Raw genomic sequence first — 20,895 nt, forward strand, 5'->3', positions numbered from 1 at the left:
AAAATATTGCGAATTTATAAAATATAATATAGACTATCAATACCGATAGTCTATATTATATTTTTCCTATTTCTTAAAAGGCTCTACAGTTGTCAAATATTTAAATTCTCCATCTTTAACCTCTTTTATTATTGCACTCTTAACAGCATCTCCATTTTCATCTAATGTAATTATTCCCGCTGCCCCTTCAAAATTTTCTGTTTCAGCCAATGCATCCCTTATAGCTACTTTATCAGCTGACCCAGCCTTTTCAATTGCATTTAATATCATTAAATATGCATCAAATCCCAATGCAGCAACTGCTGGTGGCTCTGAATCAAATTTTTTCCTATATGCATTCAAAAATTCCTCTGATTTATCAGTTATAGGTACCTCTGATGTAAAGAATGTAGATATAACAGTTCCTTCAACTGCTTCTCCACCTATTTCTAAGAATTCCTCTAGTTCCCAAGTATCTCCACCTAAAATAGGTGTCTCTATTCCCAATTCTCTGGCTTGTTTTATAAGTAATGCAGATTCAGTAAAATTACCTGGTGCAAATATAACATCTGGATTTTGATCTTTAATATTTGTTAGTTGTGCAGTAAAATCCTGATCCATAGTATTATAATTTGCCTCTCCTACTATTGCATTTTCATCTCCAGTTAATTCTTTAAATGCATCAGTAAAAAACTTAGCTAGTCCTACTGAATAATCATTTGATATTTCCTTTATTATAGCGGCCTTTTTAGCACCTAACTCATTAAAGGCATAGTTAGCCATAACCTTGCCTTGGAAAGGATCTATAAAACATGCTCTAAAATAGTATTCATTTCCCGCTGTAACCAATGGATTTGTACAAGATGCACCTACAGTGGGTACTTGCCCCTTCTGTATTATTGGACCAGCAGCCATTGACAATGAACTTCCCCAACTACCTATTATTGCCACAACTTTCTCTTTATCTACAAGTCTAGTGGCAGCATTAGCTGCTTCAACTTTATCTGATTTATTATCTACTATAACAAGTTCTACCTCTTTTCCTAAGACTTCTGAATACAGTTCATTGGCCAACTTTATACCTTCTACTTCCATTTCTCCTCCTGCAGCATTTGGGCCTGTCATAGGCTGAAATACACCTATCTTAATCGTATCTCCACCTTCACTAACCTGCTTATCTCCAGCTCCACCTTCATTAGATGTCTCTTGCCCTTGAGAACATCCCACAGTAAATAATGACAATATCATAACCAATGCCAAAAACAATGAAATTCTCTTCCTCACAATATACCCCCCTTATAATTTTAGTCCCATCGCTTTAAGACAATACTAAGTTAAAGCAATAAAACAAAACTTGATTCAGAGACAATACTGTCTCTGAATCAAATGCTAAAATATTAAATTTATTTAATATAATTTTAATCTGTATTCATGAAGAAGTCAAGTGTTTTTTGTGTGTATACAATTTGTAAATTTTAACCTTCTAATATAATCCCCCGAACTTTGCCATTAGCATTGAGTACCATACCTATGTTATCTCCTAATTTTAAATCCTTAAATGCTATATTCATTTTATTGTCTCCCCGTTTCAATATTATTACCAAATCATCTACTATTTCCTTTCTTCCTTCTATTTCTGTACTATTGTGGTCAAATGCCTGTTCTATTTCAATATATCCCTTTTCATCATCTAGTATTTTTATTGTTCCATAGACAAATATCTCTCCCTCCAATGGATTGCACTCATCAAAATCCCTATACCTTTTTATATCTACCTCTTTATCAATATCATGGAAATCTATATCACTATTATATATACTTTCTATCTGCTCCAATGACATATAGGGCAAATCATCATAAAAGAGTACATCATACTCTATATCATCTGTATTATTATCAATTTTAAATGATATCTTTTCTATGTAGCATTGGATGCCTTGTTCCAGTCCCTGCGCAATATTTACATTACTCAACAATATCAACACAAATATAATTATAATCATCTTTCTATTCATTATTCATACCTCCCAATAAATATGCTTGTACAATATTATTAGAAAGTATTTCCTCAATAAATAATTCTATACTGATATATTAAAAACAGCTCTCAATTCTTATTTAACTAGTGAATAAGAATTGAGAGCTGTAATTATGCAATAATTTTTAATTTTTTATCTGGAATTTCATCTCTAGATATCTAAAAAACAATACAACAAAACTACTAAATATCAGATATAGTATTGCTGTAATAATAAATGGGGTTATAGTAAAAGATGCAGTAACTAATTCTTTAGAAGACCTCAGTAGATCTCCCATTCCTATGGCAGCTACCAAAGCCGTATCCTTCACAAGATTAATAGCTTCATTGCATAGTGGAGGTATAACTCGTCTCAATGCTTGAGGAATTACTACAATTGACATAGTCTGTCTATAACTCATACCTAAAGCAAATGATGCCTCATATTGCCCCTTATCTATAGATTCTATACCTGATCTAAAAATTTCAGTCAGATATGCCCCATAATTCAGAGTATATGTGATTAATGCTGCAATAAAAGGACTATAAGATATGCCTGTAGCTATAGGTAATCCATAATAGGTAAAGAACAATTGGAGTAGAAGGGGTGTTCCCCTAAATATCCAAGTATATATACCTAATATATTTCTTAAACCCTTAAGCTTTGATACCTTACCTATTGCAAATACAAGCCCTAAGGGCAAACAAAGTATAGCTGTAAATATATACAACCTCAATGTTACCGATAATCCCTTTAATATAAAAATTGTCATATCTAAAATATCTGCCATAATTTAAACCCCTCAATTTTACTTTAGAAAAATCATTTATTTAACTAATATATCCTCTCCAAACCACTTTTCAGATATTGTTTTACCAGTGCCATCTTCTTTTATCTCCTTTAAAATCTTGTTTAATTCTTCAGTAAAGGAATCATCTTCTTCCCTAACTCCCACAGCATAAGATTCTTCAGCCAGATAATCTTCTAATATCTTGTATTCATCCTGTTTCTTTGCAGTATAATATCTTCCTACTATCTCATCTACAATAACAGCTTCTAGCCTACCAGCTTTTAAGTCTAAAAGTGCTTCCACATTATTGGAATATTTTCTAACTTCCTTTAAAGAATTTGTAAGTTCATCATCTGAAGCCAATGCCTTTTCACTACTGCTTCCCATCTGGATACCTACTATTTTATCCTTTAAATCTGATCTATCCTTTATTTCAGAGTCTCTTCCAACTATTATAGCTTGTCTATTGGCAAGATAAGCATCTGAGAAGTCTATATTCTCTTCTCTTTCCTCTGTAACTGTCAATCCATTCCATATTACGTCTATATCTCCCTTTTTAAGACTTAATACAACTCCATCCCATTCTACAGGTTGAAACTTTACATCTACCCCCATTTTTTCAGCTACTGCCTTTGCCAAGTCAATATCAAATCCTACTATCTCTCCAGAATTATCTCTAAACCCCATAGGTGGAAAACTATCATCTAGTCCCACTACAAAATATCCCTTTTCCTTTATATCATTCAATGAATTATCAACAGATTTCTTTTCTCCACACCCCGTCAAAATTACTGATAAAGATAATATAATTACAAAACTAATCAATAAATATTTTTTCCTATTCATATTAATTTCTCCTCTCTTTTTTAACTATATACTATTATACTTTATCACTTTATATAAGTAAAGTATAAATTTAAAAATTTGTAGCTAGTAGCTTGCAATATTAACTACTAACTACTTGTTATTAATTACTCATTACCAACTCTCTCAAATTCCTGCTGAATTTCTTCAGATGGTTCTTTTCCCAACAGACTAACTATTACTATTATTAGACTGGCTATGGCAAATCCAGGGGCTATTTCATAAAGATCAAATATTCCCCCTGAAAGTTGTTTCCAAACAACTACTGTGATTCCTCCCGTAAGCATACCTAATATGGCACTATTTCTAGTCATTCTCTTCCAAAATAAAGAAAATATAACTACTGGTCCAAATGCTGCACCAAATCCTGCCCAGGCATATGATACTAAATCCAACACTGAACTTTCAGGATTAAGTGCTAATATATATGCAACTATAGCTACCCCTATTACAGATAATCTGCTAACCCATACCAGTTCCTTATCCGATGCATTTCTTTTAAACAATGCCCTATATACATCCTCTGTCAATGCAGACGCAGTAACTAAAAGCTGTGAATCCGCTGTACTCATTATAGCTGCCAATATGGCTGCCAACATTATTCCCGCTATATATGATGGAAATAATCTATTTACCATTACCATAAATACCTTCTCAGCATCAGCCAATGGCTCAGCTAAATATACCCTACCTATCATTCCTATTAATATTGCCATGACCAAACTTATGACCACCCATATCATAGCTATCATTCTAGACTTCTTTATCTTTTCAGCAGAAGATATAGCCATAAATCTAGACAATATATGGGGTTGTCCAAAGTAGCCAAAACACCATGCAAAAAGGGATATTATTGAAATCCAGCCCAAAAAATTTCCCTCAATATTAGTAAAGGGATTAATTAGTTCCATATTTATGACTCTTATTTTATCTAATGTCTCAGAAATACCTCCCAGATTATAAATACCACCTATAGGTACTATTATTATGGCAAAAAACATAATAACACCTTGAAAAAAGTCTGTCCAACTCACAGCCATAAATCCACCTAAAAACGTATAACCTATTATTACTATAGCTCCAATAGTAAGGGCTAAATTATACTCAATACCAAATACAGTACTAAATAATTTTCCTCCTGCAACCAATCCCGATGAAGTATAGAATAAAAAGAATAATAATATAAACAATGCCGACAATGTTCTAAGAATCCCCGAGTTATCTCTAAACCTATTTTCAAAGTATACAGAAAGGGTTATAGAATCTCCTGCTATCTCTGTATATTTCCTAAGCCTTTCAGCTACAAATTTCCAATTTAAGTATGTTCCCAATCCCAGTCCTATAGCTATCCATACTGACTCTATTCCTGTTAAATATGCAGCTCCAGGCAATCCCATCAAAAGCCATCCACTCATATCTGAGGCTTGGGCACTCAATGCTGTTACCCAACTGTTTAATCCCCTTCCTCCTAATACATAGTCTGATAAATTTTCTGTCCTTTTATAAAAGAAAAAACCTATACCTAGCATAAAAAGTAGATATATTATAAAGGTCAACAGTATACTTCCACTATTAATTGCCATAAATATTCACTCCTCCTATTGTTTTTACAAATATTGTCTCATTTTTGGGTGAAAAAACACATATTAATAAATTGTAACATATTATAGGAGAAAAGAAAAGTTAGTAGTCAGTGGTTTAATCATGAAATCCATAAGATTTCCTCCACCAACTACTAACTACGCACTATGAACTACCAACTATATTTACAATATCTCCTTTAAAAACTGTCCTGTATAGGACTCTGGTGTTTCAACAACTTCTTCTGGAGTTCCCTTAGCGATTACAGTACCTCCTCCATCTCCACCTTCAGGACCTAAATCCACTATATAGTCTGCAGTTTTTATTACATCTAAATTATGTTCTATTACTATTACCGTATTTCCTCCCTCAACAAGCTTGTTTAATACCTTTATAAGTTTATGCACATCGGCCATATGCAATCCTGTTGTTGGCTCATCTAAAATATATAGAGTCTTTCCAGTACTCTTTTTACTTAATTCAGTGGCTAGTTTTATCCTCTGGGCTTCACCACCAGAAAGTTGTGTGGAAGGTTGGCCTAATTTTATATATCCCAATCCCACATCATACATTGTCTGCAATTTTCTTTTTATTTTGGGTATATTCTCAAAGAATTCTAGACCTTCTTCAACAGTCATATTTAATACATCGGATATGGTTTTACCTTTATATTTAACCTGTAAAGTTTCCCTATTATATCTTTCCCCTTTACATACCTCACAGGGTACATATACATCAGGTAAAAAATGCATCTCTATCTTAATTATACCGTCTCCATTACATGCCTCACATCTACCGCCCTTTACGTTGAAACTAAATCTTCCCTTCTTATATCCCCTCATTTTAGCTTCAGGAGTCTTAGCAAATACATCTCTTATATGGTCAAAAACTCCTGTATATGTGGCTGGATTGGACCTTGGAGTTCTTCCTATTGGAGATTGATCTATATCTATAACCTTGTCTATATTTTCTATTCCTTTTATACCTTTATGAGCCCCTGGTTTTGTCTTAGCCCTATGTAAATTATGGGCTAGACCTCTATATAATATTTCATTTACCAATGTACTTTTACCAGAGCCCGATACACCTGTTACACAGAGAAATACTCCCAGTGGAAACTCCACGTCTATATCCTTCAAATTATTTTCTTTAGCACCCATAACCATGACTTTTTTACCATTGGGTGCCCTTCTATTTTTAGGTATTTCTATTTTCTTTTTTCCACTCAAATATTGCCCTGTTATAGATCTATCACAGTTCATTATATCTTCTACAGTACCTTGAGCTACCACTTCTCCACCATGGAGCCCTGCCCCTGGTCCTATATCCACTATATGATCTGCATTATACATCGTATCTTCATCATGTTCTACAACTAATACTGTATTACCTAAATCAGTTAAATTTCTCAATGTCTTTAATAATCTGTTATTATCCCTTTGATGAAGACCTATACTGGGTTCATCGAGGACATATAAAACTCCCACAAGGCTTGATCCAATTTGAGTAGCCAATCTAATCCTTTGAGACTCTCCTCCAGAGAGGGTACCTGCACTTCTAGATAATGTCAAATAATCCAAACCCACATCCTTTAAAAAGTTAAGTCTACTTTTTATTTCCTTCAGGATTTGATGTCCTATAAATTCCTGTCTTTCTGTTAAAGATAGCGTGTTAAAAAACTCTACAGTATCTTTAATGGACATTTCAGTTATTTCATATATATTCTTATTTCCCACTGTAACAGCTAAGCTTTCCTTTTTTAATCTGCTTCCATTACAATTATTACATAATATAACTCCCATGAATTTATCTATTTTATCCCTCATATAATTAGAATTCGTTTCTGTATATCTTCTTTCCAAATTGTTTATTATACCCTCAAATTTGCCATTATAAGTCCTTCTGCCATTAAATCTACTCTCAAACTCAAAGGATATATTTTTGTTTGTCCCATATAAAAGCTCTTGTAAAAAGCTATCAGGTGCATCTTTAAGGGGTGCCTGCAAATCGAAATTATTATTCTTTGCTATGGATTCAAATATCTTATAATAGTATGTGTCCTCGGATATATTGCTATATGGTGCTAATCCTCCTTGATTTATTGAAAGCTCATAATTGGGTATTACTAAATCAGGATCAATCTTTTTATGACTTCCCAATCCATTACATACGGGACACATTCCAAAAGGACTATTAAAAGAAAACATCCTAGGTGCCAATTCCTCCAGTGCTATTCCACATTCTACACATGCAAATTTTTCACTAAAAAGCATTTCTTCTCTATCAATTATATCAACTATAACTAATCCCTCTGACAATTTTAAAGCCGTTTCCAAGGAATCAGTCAATCTCTTTCTTATACCGTCTTTAATTATAATCCTATCTATCATTACCTCTATATTATGCTTTTTATTTTTGTCTAGTTCTATATCATCTGTAAGCTCAAATATTTCTCCATCTACCCTAACCCTTACAAATCCATCTTTCCTTATTAATTCCAGTGTCTTTTTATGTTGTCCTTTACGACCTCTAACTATGGGAGACAGTATCTGAATCCTTGTTCTATGTTGTAGATCCAATATAGCATCCACCATTTGGTCCACTGTCTGAGAAGTTATCTCCTTTCCACATTTAGGACAATGTGGCGTACCAATTCGTGCAAACAATAACCTCATATAATCATATATCTCTGTCACAGTTCCCACTGTAGATCTGGGATTATTGCTAGTAGTCTTTTGATCTATAGATATGGCTGGAGATAATCCCTCTATATACTCCACATTTGGCTTCTCCATCTGACCCAGAAATTGCCTTGCATATGCAGATAAACTTTCCACATACCTTCTCTGTCCCTCGGCATATATGGTATCAAATGCAATAGATGACTTACCCGAACCACTTAATCCCGTTAAGACTACAAATTTATCCCTTGGTATTTCTAAATCTACATCCTTTAGATTATGTTCCTTTGCTCCTTTTATAATAATACTGTTTCTTTCCATTTTATCCCTCTATCCTCTGTTCTAGTTCTTTTATTTTATCCCTCAATTCTGCTGCCCGTTCAAATTGTAAATTTTCAGCTGCTTCAAACATTTCAGCATCTAGTTGAACTATTAATTCCTTTATTTCCTCCTTGGAAAGCTTATCTTCTTCACTTATTCCATATTTTTCTTCATCCTCTGCCACTTTTGTGGCCTCTATTACATCCCTTATGGACTTTCTAATAGTTCTTGGTACTATACCATGTTCCTCATTGTATTTTTTCTGAATTTGTCTTCTTCTATTAGTCTCACTTATTGCTCTCTCCATAGAACCAGTAATTCTATCTCCATACATTATGACCTTTCCTTCGGAGTTTCTAGCTGCCCTTCCTATGGTCTGTACCATAGAAGTCTCTGATCTTAAAAATCCTTCCTTATCTGCATCTAATATTGCCACAAGGGAAACCTCAGGTAAGTCTAACCCTTCCCTCAAAAGATTTATTCCCACAAGCACATCAAATTCTCCCAATCTCAAGTCTCTTATTATTTTCATTCTCTCTATAGTCTTTACATCAGAATGTAAATAATTTACCTTCACTCCTATTTCCTTTAAGTAATTGGTCAAATCCTCAGACATCTTCTTGGTCAATGTAGTTACTAATACCCTTTGGTTCTTTTCTATTCTCATATTTATTTCCTTTATTAAATCATCTATTTGATTTTTTACAGGTCTAACCTCAACTAGAGGATCTAATAATCCTGTAGGCCTTATTATCTGTTCTACCACTTCTTCAGAGTGTTCATTCTCATAGAGTCCAGGTGTTGCACTTACATATACTATCTTATTTATATGACTTTCAAATTCGTCAAATCTTAATGGTCTGTTATCTAACGCTGAAGGCAATCTGAATCCATAATTTACTAGAGTTTCCTTTCTAGACCTGTCCCCTGCATACATGCCTCTTATCTGTGGAATAGTAACATGGGACTCATCTATTATCATTAAATAATCGTCGGGAAAATAGTCTAACAAAGTATATGGCTTACTTCCTGGAGGTCTTCCACTTATATGTCTAGAATAATTCTCTATACCTTGACAATATCCCATCTCTCTTAACATCTCTATATCATACATAGTCCTTTGCTCTAATCTTTGAGCTTCTAATAGTTTGTCCTGTGAACGCAGTTCTTTTAGTCGTTCAACTAGCTCTTGTTTTATATCATTAATAGCCCTTTCTATCTTATCTTGAGATGTAGCAAAGTGAGATGCTGGAAATATAGATATATGACTTCTAGTCCCTATTATCTCCCCTGTCAAAGAATTTACCTCTGTTATTCTATCTATCTCATCCCCAAAAAATTCTACCCGTATGGCATTCTCCGAAGAAGAGGCAGGAAATATCTCAACTACATCTCCCCGTACCCTGAAGGTACCCCTAACAAAATTTATATCATTTCTTTCATACTGTATATCTACAAGTTTAGCCAATACTTCATCTCTATCCTTTATCATACCTGGTCTTAACGACAATACTAAATTTTCATAATCTATTGGATCTCCCAAACCATATATACAAGAAACACTAGCTACTATAATTACATCCCTTCTCTCAAATAGAGATGCAGTAGCCGAATGTCGAAGTTTATCTATTTCATCATTTATTGATGCATCTTTTTCTATATAAGTATCGCTTTGAGGTACATATGCTTCTGGCTGATAATAATCATAATAGCTTACAAAGTATTCTACAGCATTTTCAGGAAAAAACTCTCTAAACTCACTGGCCAATTGAGCAGCCAATGTCTTATTATGCGCTATAACTATAGTAGGTTTTTGTACCTTTTCTATGATATTTGCCATAGTAAAGGTCTTGCCAGAACCTGTTACCCCCAAAAGGGTCTGATGTTTTTTGTCATTTACAATCCCTTCACTTAATTTATTTATAGCATAAGGCTGATCTCCTGTTGGTTTATATTCGGAAACCAGTGTGAATTTACCCATAAAATCACCTCATCGATATGAACATTTGTTCGTATTAATTATATATTTATGTATATAAAAAGTCAACTTTCTTTAATTTTTAATCTAATAGAAATAAGAAGATTTGTATCCTAAAATGTTAATAGTTAAATACTAGCTTTGGCACATTTTATACCCAAATAAAAAGGGGTTTTAAAATATTTGTTGAATCATATATAATGTAAGTATCCAAGGAGGTATTAAACTTATGAAGAAAAAAATATTATTTGTATTTATAATACTGTCTGTTTTTATTTCTGGATGTAATTTCTTATCTGATGGAAATAATGATACAGAAACAATAAAAGACACTTCTAAAGAAACCCTTTTAAATTTTAATATTGAAAAAAAGGTTTTATCTATGGGATACCAATCCATAAAACAAAATGTAGAAATGATAAATAAATCTAAAAACCCTAATTTATTAATAAATCTAGGTATTGTTAAATGCTCTGATGCTGTAATTACTAAAATAACGTCTAAAAATAATCTGGTTAAAATATATACTTCCAGTGTTTCCAGAGGTAAAACCGATGATCTATTTATACCTCAACTGACAATTTCTTTGCCTGATATAGACATAAATAAATTAAAGGATGTCACCTTTGAAATAATACCCACAAATTATGATCCTATTCAACTTCCTTTTAATAAGGTTGACATTCTTAATAATGTATTTTCACAATTTAAAATTGCTACAAATACAAAGCCCATTGTAAAACTGATAGAGACAAAAGATGGCTATATTTGGGATATAAAATTAGAGTTTGCATTTGATAAATCTAAAAAAGAATACCCTATTGTCTCATTTGAAGGCACTGTCAATGCTATGGATGGAGAAATATTGACATCTAGCATAACTGATTTATCAACCTATATAGACGAAGGTACTCTATTAGATACATTTAATAATAAATATGTACTTTACAAAAAAAATAATACAACAGAAAGTGAAAATAGTGAGACTTTATGGATCTATAATATAAATGATCAAAGTACTAAAAAATTATATACCACCCATAACGCTATTTTTGATGGTAGCTTTGGACAAAATGGTAGATATATTTCTGTTATAGATAATAATGATGGCTTAACCGATATATTCCTTATAGACTTACATAAGGGCAGCACCGAAAAAATTCCATGTCTACAAATAGATCATACCTGGAATATAAAATGGAAAAATAATAATTTATATTTCATTAATAATGATGGTAATGAATCTTCTACCTTATATAAGTACAATATAAGTACCAATAATGTCAGTACTGAATATGTATTTGATACTATTGTATCTGAATTTGACATACTGCATGATATTATAATATACAAAAAGTTTGATGATAATAATACAAATTCACCTATATATATATTAGAAAAAGATCAAGAACCCTTAGAAATAGCCAATGGTTTTGATATAAATCTTTTAGACAAAGATACTTTAGTATATATGAAAAAGGAATTAAATAAAAATGAATTATATATATACAATTTACTAGATAATTCAATAGAAAAAATTGATACCTTGAATATAAAAAATTATAATATATCATCAAATAGCTTAATAATATTTGATGAGGATACCTTTAGTAATATAATAAAAATAATAAAATATTCTATGAAATCCAAAGAATTATCTACATTATTTTATTCATTGTCCAGTGATACCATATATAGTGAGAATAATTTGTTTGTAAATACCTCACCTCCCATCTCCGAGGTTGAAAACAAAAGAATATACATGATTCCAACAAAATAGAACTTAGTTTAAAATATAAATATAGTTAGTAGGTAATGGCTAGTAGTAAATAGTTTAATGATGAAATCCATAAGATTTCTTCCATCAACTACGAACTACTAGCTACGAACTACTAACTGTATTTATAACTCTGTCATTATATTGAACTTACTTCCTCTTCATAATCCTCTTTAAGATTCCATCTTTTTCCCTTACCACAAAGGGATATATTGAATTTTTAGGAACTGTCAGTATTCCTAGTTTTCGTATCCCTATTCCATAGTCTTTATAGTCTAAAGTCTTTATATTATTAGGCCCCTCATATAAATCTATCCATATATATGAGGGTGTTTCCATAAGTACATTATCTATTTCTTCCTTATAGTCTACCCTATTTCCATTTATAGCAAAAATTATATCTCCTGTTTTAAGTCCCATTCTATCTCCTGCAAAACCTGGTATAGTATCCAGTATAAGAACGCCCTTTTGTGGTGGAGAAAATATTGACTTTCCATTTAACTCAGTTTTACGACCTATTTGTATCAGCAATTCATGGGCTACTGGGCTAAATATAGCTGCTATATATTTAAATACATATATATGTGATGATATTACAGCCAATATCAATAGGACTATGCTAAATAAAAACAAATTTTTTGAAGAATTTTTTATCTTTTCCCTAGGCATTTGAGCTATAGCCATATCTCCATAACCCAATGCAGCTATTACACCTATCATTATATAGAATACATTTTTCATATCTGTGGAACTAAAAAGTGGCCACCACTCAGGCATATCTATTCCACTAGAAATATCATAGCTGGAAACAAGCAAAAGTACAATAAAGGGTATGGGCCAAAACCTCATCATATTAAATCCCCCCACTATTCTACCCTTTGTTTCCATAAATATGGGGATTTTTGTTGTATCACCATCTATAAATATTAAAAAACTTTCTACTAGATGGAGAACTGCTACGATGGCCATTATACTAGATACATTTATATCTGGAAATCCAAATATTAAACTAAATAGTGATATCAATCCACCACCATAAGAAAAACAGATGAATCTAGGATGAATCAACATCAAAATTATAGCCAATACAAATATATATCTAAAATCTGAAGCCTCTATGGTAACTCCTAATAAAATAACTATTATACTCCCAAGAACTCCTCCTAAAAGCCCCACAGCTGTTGATGAAAATATCCTCTTGGCTATACTCTCTTTGTTTATTCCCAATATGTCCCTTTCCATCTTTGAAATCTTATTGTATTGAATAAATAATATTAATAACACTACTAAAAAAATAGGATTAAGTATAACCTGAATCAACGTGAAAAATATCATTTTAATCAGATACACAATTTGATTCATTCAACCCCTCCATACATTTACAAATCACCAGAAAACTAATGATTCATTTTTTCTTTAACTTCTTCAATAGCCTTTTTAAGTTGAGTATCTTGATTCAAATTGTCTAATCCTATTTGATCTACATCCTCAGGTATGGGCACAATTATGTCTGGAGTTATACCTTCTCCATGAATAGATACACCATTAGGAGTAAAATACTTAGAAACAGTAAGCTTAAATCCAGATCCATCAGGCAATTGATTTATTCTTTGTACTATTCCTTTACCAAAGCTCTTAGTTCCTATAAGAGTTCCTGACTTAGTATCCTTAACTGCTCCTGCCAAAATTTCAGAAGCACTGGCACTACCTTCATTTATTAATACAGTATATGGAATATTAATTTTATCTGAATCAGATTTAAAATACTCCCTATCTCCCGATTTTGTTTCTGTATATACTACCACAGATTTACCTATAAGTTTATCAGCTATATCTACACATTTATCTAATAATCCACCAGGATTATTTCTTAAATCTATTATAAGTCCCTTCATACCTTCATTTTTTAATGCCTCATAGTGTTCAATAAAATCATCATATACCAATTCATCAAATTGAATTATTCTTATATACCCTATATCATCAGAAAGCATCTTTGATTTTATGCTCTCTAATCTTATTTCTTCCCTAGTTATGGGCATTTCAATATAGTTAGGCTTTCCTTCTCCATCTCTTCTCATTACAGTAATATTAACTTCTGTTCCCGGTTCTCCTTTCATTATTTTTATAGCATCGTCCAATTTATCTGCTGTAAACTCCTCTCCATTCACCTTTATTATTTTGTCTCCAGGCTTAAACCCTGCCCTGTATCCTGGAGTGTCCTCTATGGGAGAAACTACTGTTATCATATTATCTTCTCCAGGAGTGACTATTACACCTATACCTCCATAGCTACCCTTTGTATGCTCCATGAAGTTGTTAAATTCATCTTCTGTCATATATACAGAGTAGGGGTCATCCAATGATTCGAACATACCCTTTAATTGTCCATCCATCATCTCTTTCTCAGATATATCATTTAAGTAATTTTCATTTATAAAGTTTTCCAATGCCATAGCTTTAGCATATTTCTCATATGTATTTGTTAACTTATTTACCTCCCTTTTTGCTATTATTACCTTATCACCTACAGATATTTGAATAATATTTCCCACAGTAAATGTCACAATACTTGATATAAAAACTAATATCACACTCCATAAAACAGCCTTTCTTTTTGATATCATATATTTCACCCCAGTTATTGTTCTAATATTTTATTCTATTAAACAGATGTGTTCATTATACCACCACTGTTTGTACTTTTCAATAATTCCCATTTCTATATATCTGTGAAATAAAAAAGCTAGTAGTTAATATCTACCAACTACTAGCTATGAACTACTAACTGTATTTATTTCCCTTTAACCCAAGGTAATGGGTTTACATGAGATCCATTTTTTCTAACCTCAAAGTGAAGATGCGCCCCTGTAGAGTTTCCTGTACTCCCTACCTTTGATATAGCCTGTCCCCTCTTTACTTTAGCTCCTGCCTTTACCAATAGTCTGGAATTATGTGCATATAATGTGGTTATACCTCCACCATGATCTATTAAAACAACCTTACCATATCCACCAAGCCATCCTGACATCTGAACCACACCATCATTGGCAGCAAGTACCTTTGTTCCATATGATGCACCTATATCTACACCTGTGTGCATCTTTCTAGTATGGAATATAGGGTGGATTCTATATCCATATGGAGATGTTATCCTATATATCCCAGGAGTAGGCCACATCATCTCTCCACCTGCATACTCTACAGATAATTGCCTCTTTCTTATCTCTGATGAAATCTTTTCTGCCAACGCATTTAGTTCATCTACCTGTTTCTCTAATTTATCTTTATCTTGCTTTATATCTGACATTAACCGTTCTTTAGCCCTAGTAGCAACAACTAAATCTTGTTTCTTATTATTTAATTCAACTCTAGTGGAAGCCAAAGCATCCTGTTGAATCTCCAAGTCCTTCTTCTTTGAGACTATTATTTCTCTCTGTTCCTTCATGTATTTCAATAAATCAACATCGTGAGAAACTACGCTTTTAACCATATCTAATCTAGTTAAAAGATCTCCTATGTCTTCTGAATCTAAAAGCACCTCCAAATATCCCACAGAACCATTTTTATACATTACCCTTAACCTAGAGTTTAGAGTGTCATTTTTCTTTGTTATATTATTCTCTGCTTCAACTAATTCTTCTTTAGTCTTTTTTATATTGCCATTAATAGTTTTCAATTTATTTTCTACTTTGGCCAGTTCATTATCTGCCTCATCTATTTTCCTATCTAATGCATTTATTTCATTGGTAACCTCTGCCTCTTTCAGCTGTTTTTTGTGTATTTCTTTTTGTATAGATTTTATTTCACTATCAGTTTTAGACTTTTTTTCCCTCAAAGCATTCACATCATTATTACCTGCATACACCACAATGGAATTCAATAACACTAACATACCTAATATCAAATATGTTATCCTTTTTTTCACTTTGCCCCCTCCTTAAACCTATACTCGTAAAAATTTTCTCAATGAAATAACACTACCTAATATTCCTATACCTATTCCGATTACTGAAAATATTATTATTATATCTTCAAAGAGACCATCAAAGGGAATCATATACATAGTAAAAAATACATATAACTTCTCACTGGCCACATTAAATATGTATTTATATCCAAAGCTCACTATAGCTATAGCCAGTGCTGAACCTATAACTCCTAATAATGTCCCTTCTATAATAAAAGGTCCCCTAATAAATCCATTAGTCGCTCCCACATACTTCATAATATTTATTTCTCTCTTTCTAGCAGAAACAGTTAATTTTATAGTGTTAGATATAATAAATATAGAAATCAATGTAAGTATAGTTATTATAATCAGTCCGCTCATCCTTACAAAATTTGTTATAGTCATCATCTTCTCTACTATATCTTGATGGAATCTAATACCTTCTATACCTGAAACTGCCTGTAGTTTCTGGACTACTGCATCTGCCTTATCTATGCTACTCAATTGAATAATGTATGAATTAGGAAACGGATTATCTTCTAAACCTTCTAATAAATAACTTTCATCTCCCCAGTCCTTCTTCATTATCTCTAATGCCTGTTCTCTTGAACGAAATGTTACTGATAAAACGCCTTCGTATTCACTTATTTTATCTCCTATACTATCAACATTTTCATCGGTTAAATCATCTACTAAAAACACATGTATCTCATCAAATTTTTCTTGAGCCATATTGGTCATATTGTTTATATTCAATATAAGAATAAGTACTATCCCCAAAATAAATAATGCCGAGGTAACAGAACCTATGGATGCTAAACTCATCATTCTATTTCTCCACATCCCTGTTAATCCTTGTTTCATCATATGTTTAAACATTCTAAACTTCATAGTCATATCCACCCTTCTGATTGTCTCTAATAACTTCTCCTTTGTCCAAGGCTATGACTCTTCGTTTCATTGAATCTACTATATCTTTAGCATGGGTAGCCATAAGTACTGTAGTGCCCCTTCTATTGATATGTTTTATCAGCTTCATTATCTCCCACGCCGTATCTGGGTCAAGATTTCCTGTGGGCTCATCAGCTATAAGTACTGCAGGGCTATTTACTATTGCTCTAGCTATGGAAACCCTTTGTTGTTCCCCTCCTGAAAGCTGATCAGGATAAGAATTTGCCTTATTACTAAGCCCTACCATGCTTAGTATCATGGGAACTTGTCTCCTTATTTCCCTTGAAGACGCCCCTATTATCTCCATAGCAAAGGCAACATTTTCATATACTGTTTTCTTAGGCAGTAATCTAAAGTCTTGGAATACAACCCCTACACTCCTCCTTATAAAAGGTATCCTTCTGTTCCTCACATAGGTTATATCCTTATTGTTTAATATAATCCTTCCCCTAGTAGGTTCCTGCTCCTTCAACAGTAACTTTATCAATGTAGATTTTCCTGCACCACTAGATCCCACTAAAAATACAAAATCTCCCTTTTCTATATGTACATCTATATTTTTTAGTGCCACAACACCATTATCATATTCTTTGTATATATTTATAAAATCTATCATCTTATCACTCCTGTAAAATATACTATCCAAACCTTATATTATCAGTTATTTCGTCAAAAAGTACTTTAGTTATATAAATTTAAACATAAAATGTTATTTTTAGTTCTTAAGTCCTAATTTTAATAGCATCCATAAACCATATTATGAATCTAATATAATTTTTTCTGCACTAATTTATTTACCTTGATTAGACATTGACTACTAACAATTAGCCCTAATTTATATTATAATAGTTTTTGGGAAATTAAGTATTGATTTGAAAATAACTTACTATATTTCTTCTGCTTTTTTCTCTAAAATCCTTCAAAATTCTTTTAATAAATGTTAAATATCCATTATTTTTTATGAAATTATTGGTAAGGAGGGTCTATTTTGAAAAAATTTCACTTGCGAAAGTCTATTTTAGAAAAAAGAAGGGAATTATTGTCTAATGATGTAAAATATAAAAGCAAAGTCATATCAAAAATATTCTTTGAGTCTGAAATGTATATGAATGCCAATTCTATAATGACCTATGTTAGTTATAGAAATGAGGTTATTACTAAATACATAATTCAAAGGTGCATTGAAGATAAAAAAATAGTGTCAATACCCATAACAAATACTAAATCTAAGGTATTGACACCTTCAGTTTTAAAAGACTATGATAAAGAACTTACACAGGGCACCTATGGTATTCTAGAACCAAAACAAGAGTATATAAGGCCCATAAATCCCCTCTCCATTGATCTAATATTAATCCCTGGATCAGTATTCTCCAATAGTGGTCATAGGATAGGGTATGGAGGAGGATATTACGACAGATTCCTTATAAGAACCAAAGAAACCGCTCTAAAGATTGGATTGGCATACAAATTCCAATTACTAGATACTATCCCTTATGACAAACACGATATACCTATGGACTACATAATTACAGAGGACGGTATTGTCCTCTGTAATTAGATACTTTACTCGTATTCCTTACTTAAGTCTGCATAATAATCTAATTTTTTCTGTACCAAATAATTTACTGTATCCTTGGAATAATTTCCTTCTTTGTCCATCTTACCATATTCTACTCCTGTTAGAATCTCTATCCCTTCATCTATGCTCTCAATGGCATATATGGAAAATTTCCCTTCTTTTACTGCATCTATAACTTCATCCTTTAACATCAAATTATTTACATTTTGTATTGGTATAATAACCCCTTCATCGCCTTTCAATCCCTTTTCTTTACAAACCTTAAAAAAGCCTTCTATTTTTTCATTTACTCCACCAATAGGTTGTATTTCTCCCTTTTGATTCACAGAACCTGTAACAGCTATAGATTGATTTATTGGGAGTTCTGATATACTAGACAGTATTGCATATAATTCTGTACTGGAAGCACTATCTCCATCCACCATATCATATGATTGTTCAAATGTGATACTAGCATTCAATGATAATGGGGTATTCTGAGCATATTTGGCGCCCAAATATCCACTAAGTATTAACACGCCTTTGTCATGTATATTACCACTCTGTTCTACTTCCCTTTCAATATTTGTTATCCCATCTTTTCCTGCATAGGTGGAGACTGTTATTTTGCTAGGCCTTCCAAAGGAATATTGACCAGAGTCCAATACAGCAAGACCATTTATCTGTCCCACCTTATACCCTGTCGTCTCAATCATCAATGTATTGTCTCTAAACAATTCATGAAGCTTCTCTTCGTACTTGTTATTTCTATATATTTTTTCTTCTATTGCCATATTTATATGTTTCTCCGTTACAATATGGTCTTCAGAAGCTACAGCCATTGCATCAGCCTCATATAACAACTCTACTATCTCATTAAATCTAGTACTTAATTTTCTCTTATCACCTGAAAGCCTTGAACTATATTCAACTATTCTACCTATAGCATCTTTACTAAAATCGCATAATTCTTCATCTTTACAATGATTAGCTACAAATAATGCTATCTTTTTTATATTTTCTTCATTTCTTTCTATTTCTATATCAAAGTCTGCACGAATTTTAAATAGTTTTTTGAAATCAGCATCATAATTATAAAGCATTTGATAGGTATAGTAATCTCCTACTATGATTACTTTTAACTCTATAGGAATAGGCTCTGGCTTTATAGTTTCAGCTATTACTGTACCTTTAGTAATATTCTCTATTTGAATTTCATTAGACTTAAGGGCCCTCTTAAGTCCTATCCATGCAAAGGAACTACTCAATATGTCCTTAGCCTGTATTATTAAGAATCCCCCATTTGCTTCGTGTATAGAACCTGGTTTTATCATAGTATGATCTGTTCTCAATACACCCATCTCATTTACATATTCAATTTTCCCCAAAAGATTATAATAATTAGGGTTCATCTCCCTTATTACAGGGGCATTTTTTTTATTACTATTATCTATAAATAAGTTTATTTCATAACGTTTAAAAAAGTCTTCATGTAATTTTAATTTAGAAGTTATTTTTTTATCCTTATTCTCATCTTCTTTTCCTAGAAATTTATCTAAATTTTTTACAATGTCCTTTTCCAATTCATTTAAGTGATTTATCACATCTTTATTATCTTCAAACTCTTTTACTAATTCTTCCATATAGTCTTTGATTAATTCAGATGTCTCTTTTTTATTAAACTCATCTAAATCGTCTAGCAATTTACTTTCCATATCTTTAAATTCAATTAATATATTGTGTACTTCTGAGCTCATCTCATTAGACTTTTTCTTAAGCTCCAACATCTCTTTTTCACTCAAGTTTTGAAGTTCTTCCTCTTTCATAGGTCTATCTTCAATAAGAGGATAAGTTATTAATCCTCTATCAGTCTGTTTAAATTGAAACCCATATTTTTCTGCTTTGTCATTTAATCTATTTACTATATCTTGATTTTTTGCATCAAACTCATTATAAATATTGCTTTTTTTGTCCTCATATTCCTTAGATGTAAAATATTTTGGAATCTCAGTTTTTAATCTGCATACAAAATCTTCCACATGTTTTTTAAATGCACTTCCATTACCTGCTTTTAGTTCTATTGCTTTAGGTCTCACAGGTTTATCAAAATTGTAAACATAGCACCAATCAGAAGGTACATGCTTACCCTTTGCAAATTTTTTAGCCAAAGAATAAGAATAGCTATTGCGACCAGTACCAGTAATACCCGTAACAAAAACATTATATCCCTTTCTATTGATAGACAGCCCAAAATTCAATGCCTTTGTGGCCCTTTTCTGACCTATTATCTCATCAGATATGGGTAATTCTCTGGTAGTTTTAAAATTAAACAAGTCCAAATTGCATCTTTTGTTTAATTCTTCTATAGACAATTTTCTCTTTTCCTTCAGTTTGCACACCCCCAAATGAATGTATAGAATAAATTTCCATATATTTATATAT

The 20,895-nt window shown here is 32.1% G+C and carries 15 protein-coding genes; 2 read left to right on the forward strand and 13 right to left on the reverse strand.

Going from position 1 to position 20,895, the window contains the following annotated elements; all coding sequences use genetic code 11:
- Positions 1–66: 66 nt before the first annotated feature.
- The 7 genes from Q326_RS0106395 to uvrB form a co-directional block, all read right to left on the reverse strand.
- Complete coding sequence (locus Q326_RS0106395; protein ID WP_026894619.1) at positions 67–1,263, reverse strand: ABC transporter substrate-binding protein; 1,197 nt, start codon at positions 1,261–1,263, stop codon at positions 67–69.
- A gap of 191 nt (positions 1,264–1,454) precedes the next feature.
- Positions 1,455–1,994 (reverse strand): hypothetical protein, encoded by a 540-nt coding sequence (locus Q326_RS0106400; protein ID WP_026894620.1) that lies wholly within the window; start codon positions 1,992–1,994, stop codon positions 1,455–1,457.
- Positions 1,995–2,142: 148 nt separating this feature from the next.
- The gene (locus Q326_RS0106405; RefSeq protein ID WP_026894621.1) at positions 2,143–2,787 is read right to left on the reverse strand and encodes an amino acid ABC transporter permease; all 645 of its coding nucleotides are present in this window, start codon (positions 2,785–2,787) and stop codon (positions 2,143–2,145) included.
- Between the two features lie 36 nt (positions 2,788–2,823).
- The gene (locus Q326_RS0106410) at positions 2,824–3,633 is read right to left on the reverse strand and encodes an amino acid ABC transporter substrate-binding protein (RefSeq protein WP_034601422.1); all 810 of its coding nucleotides are present in this window, start codon (positions 3,631–3,633) and stop codon (positions 2,824–2,826) included.
- A 125-nt stretch (positions 3,634–3,758) separates the two neighbouring features.
- Entirely contained in the window at positions 3,759–5,234 is a 1,476-nt protein-coding gene (putP, locus tag Q326_RS0106415; protein WP_026894623.1) for a sodium/proline symporter PutP, read from the reverse strand.
- 183 nt (positions 5,235–5,417) lie between these two features.
- Entirely contained in the window at positions 5,418–8,234 is a 2,817-nt protein-coding gene (gene uvrA / locus Q326_RS0106420) for an excinuclease ABC subunit UvrA (protein WP_026894624.1), read from the reverse strand.
- A 1-nt stretch (position 8,235) separates the two neighbouring features.
- On the reverse strand, positions 8,236–10,215 hold the full coding sequence (gene uvrB, locus Q326_RS0106425) for an excinuclease ABC subunit UvrB (RefSeq protein ID WP_026894625.1): 1,980 nt from the start codon (positions 10,213–10,215) through the stop codon (positions 8,236–8,238).
- A gap of 226 nt (positions 10,216–10,441) precedes the next feature.
- Between uvrB and Q326_RS0106430 the strand changes: the two genes are divergently transcribed.
- A complete protein-coding gene (locus tag Q326_RS0106430; protein ID WP_026894626.1) occupies positions 10,442–11,992 on the forward strand; it encodes a TolB-like translocation protein in 1,551 nt (516 codons plus the stop codon).
- Between the two features lie 147 nt (positions 11,993–12,139).
- On the opposite strand, the gene Q326_RS0106435 is transcribed toward Q326_RS0106430, so the two are convergent.
- The 5 genes from Q326_RS0106435 to ftsE all read right to left on the reverse strand — a co-directional run bounded on the left by Q326_RS0106435 (position 12,140) and on the right by ftsE (position 17,508).
- Entirely contained in the window at positions 12,140–13,351 is a 1,212-nt protein-coding gene (locus tag Q326_RS0106435) for a PDZ domain-containing protein (protein WP_051531251.1), read from the reverse strand.
- Between the two features lie 35 nt (positions 13,352–13,386).
- A complete protein-coding gene (locus Q326_RS0106440) occupies positions 13,387–14,616 on the reverse strand; it encodes a S41 family peptidase (protein WP_026894628.1) in 1,230 nt (409 codons plus the stop codon).
- A gap of 167 nt (positions 14,617–14,783) precedes the next feature.
- A complete protein-coding gene (locus tag Q326_RS19060) occupies positions 14,784–15,917 on the reverse strand; it encodes a murein hydrolase activator EnvC family protein (protein ID WP_026894629.1) in 1,134 nt (377 codons plus the stop codon).
- An 18-nt stretch (positions 15,918–15,935) separates the two neighbouring features.
- On the reverse strand, positions 15,936–16,832 hold the full coding sequence (gene ftsX, locus Q326_RS0106450) for a permease-like cell division protein FtsX (protein WP_051531253.1): 897 nt from the start codon (positions 16,830–16,832) through the stop codon (positions 15,936–15,938).
- A complete protein-coding gene (ftsE, locus tag Q326_RS0106455) occupies positions 16,822–17,508 on the reverse strand; it encodes a cell division ATP-binding protein FtsE (RefSeq protein WP_026894631.1) in 687 nt (228 codons plus the stop codon). The genes ftsX and ftsE overlap by 11 nt, the downstream gene beginning before the upstream one ends.
- 372 nt (positions 17,509–17,880) lie before the next feature.
- On the opposite strand from ftsE, the gene Q326_RS0106460 reads away from it, so the two are divergent.
- Complete coding sequence (locus tag Q326_RS0106460) at positions 17,881–18,453, forward strand: 5-formyltetrahydrofolate cyclo-ligase (protein ID WP_026894632.1); 573 nt, start codon at positions 17,881–17,883, stop codon at positions 18,451–18,453.
- Between the two features lie 5 nt (positions 18,454–18,458).
- Here Q326_RS0106460 and Q326_RS0106465 read toward each other — a convergent pair whose 3' ends face one another.
- Positions 18,459–20,825 (reverse strand): ATP-binding protein, encoded by a 2,367-nt coding sequence (locus Q326_RS0106465; protein ID WP_245592066.1) that lies wholly within the window; start codon positions 20,823–20,825, stop codon positions 18,459–18,461.
- Positions 20,826–20,895 lie beyond the last annotated feature (70 nt).

It is taken from the genome of Clostridiisalibacter paucivorans DSM 22131 (assembly GCF_000620125.1).
GTDB classification, from domain to species: domain Bacteria; phylum Bacillota; class Clostridia; order Tissierellales; family Clostridiisalibacteraceae; genus Clostridiisalibacter; species Clostridiisalibacter paucivorans.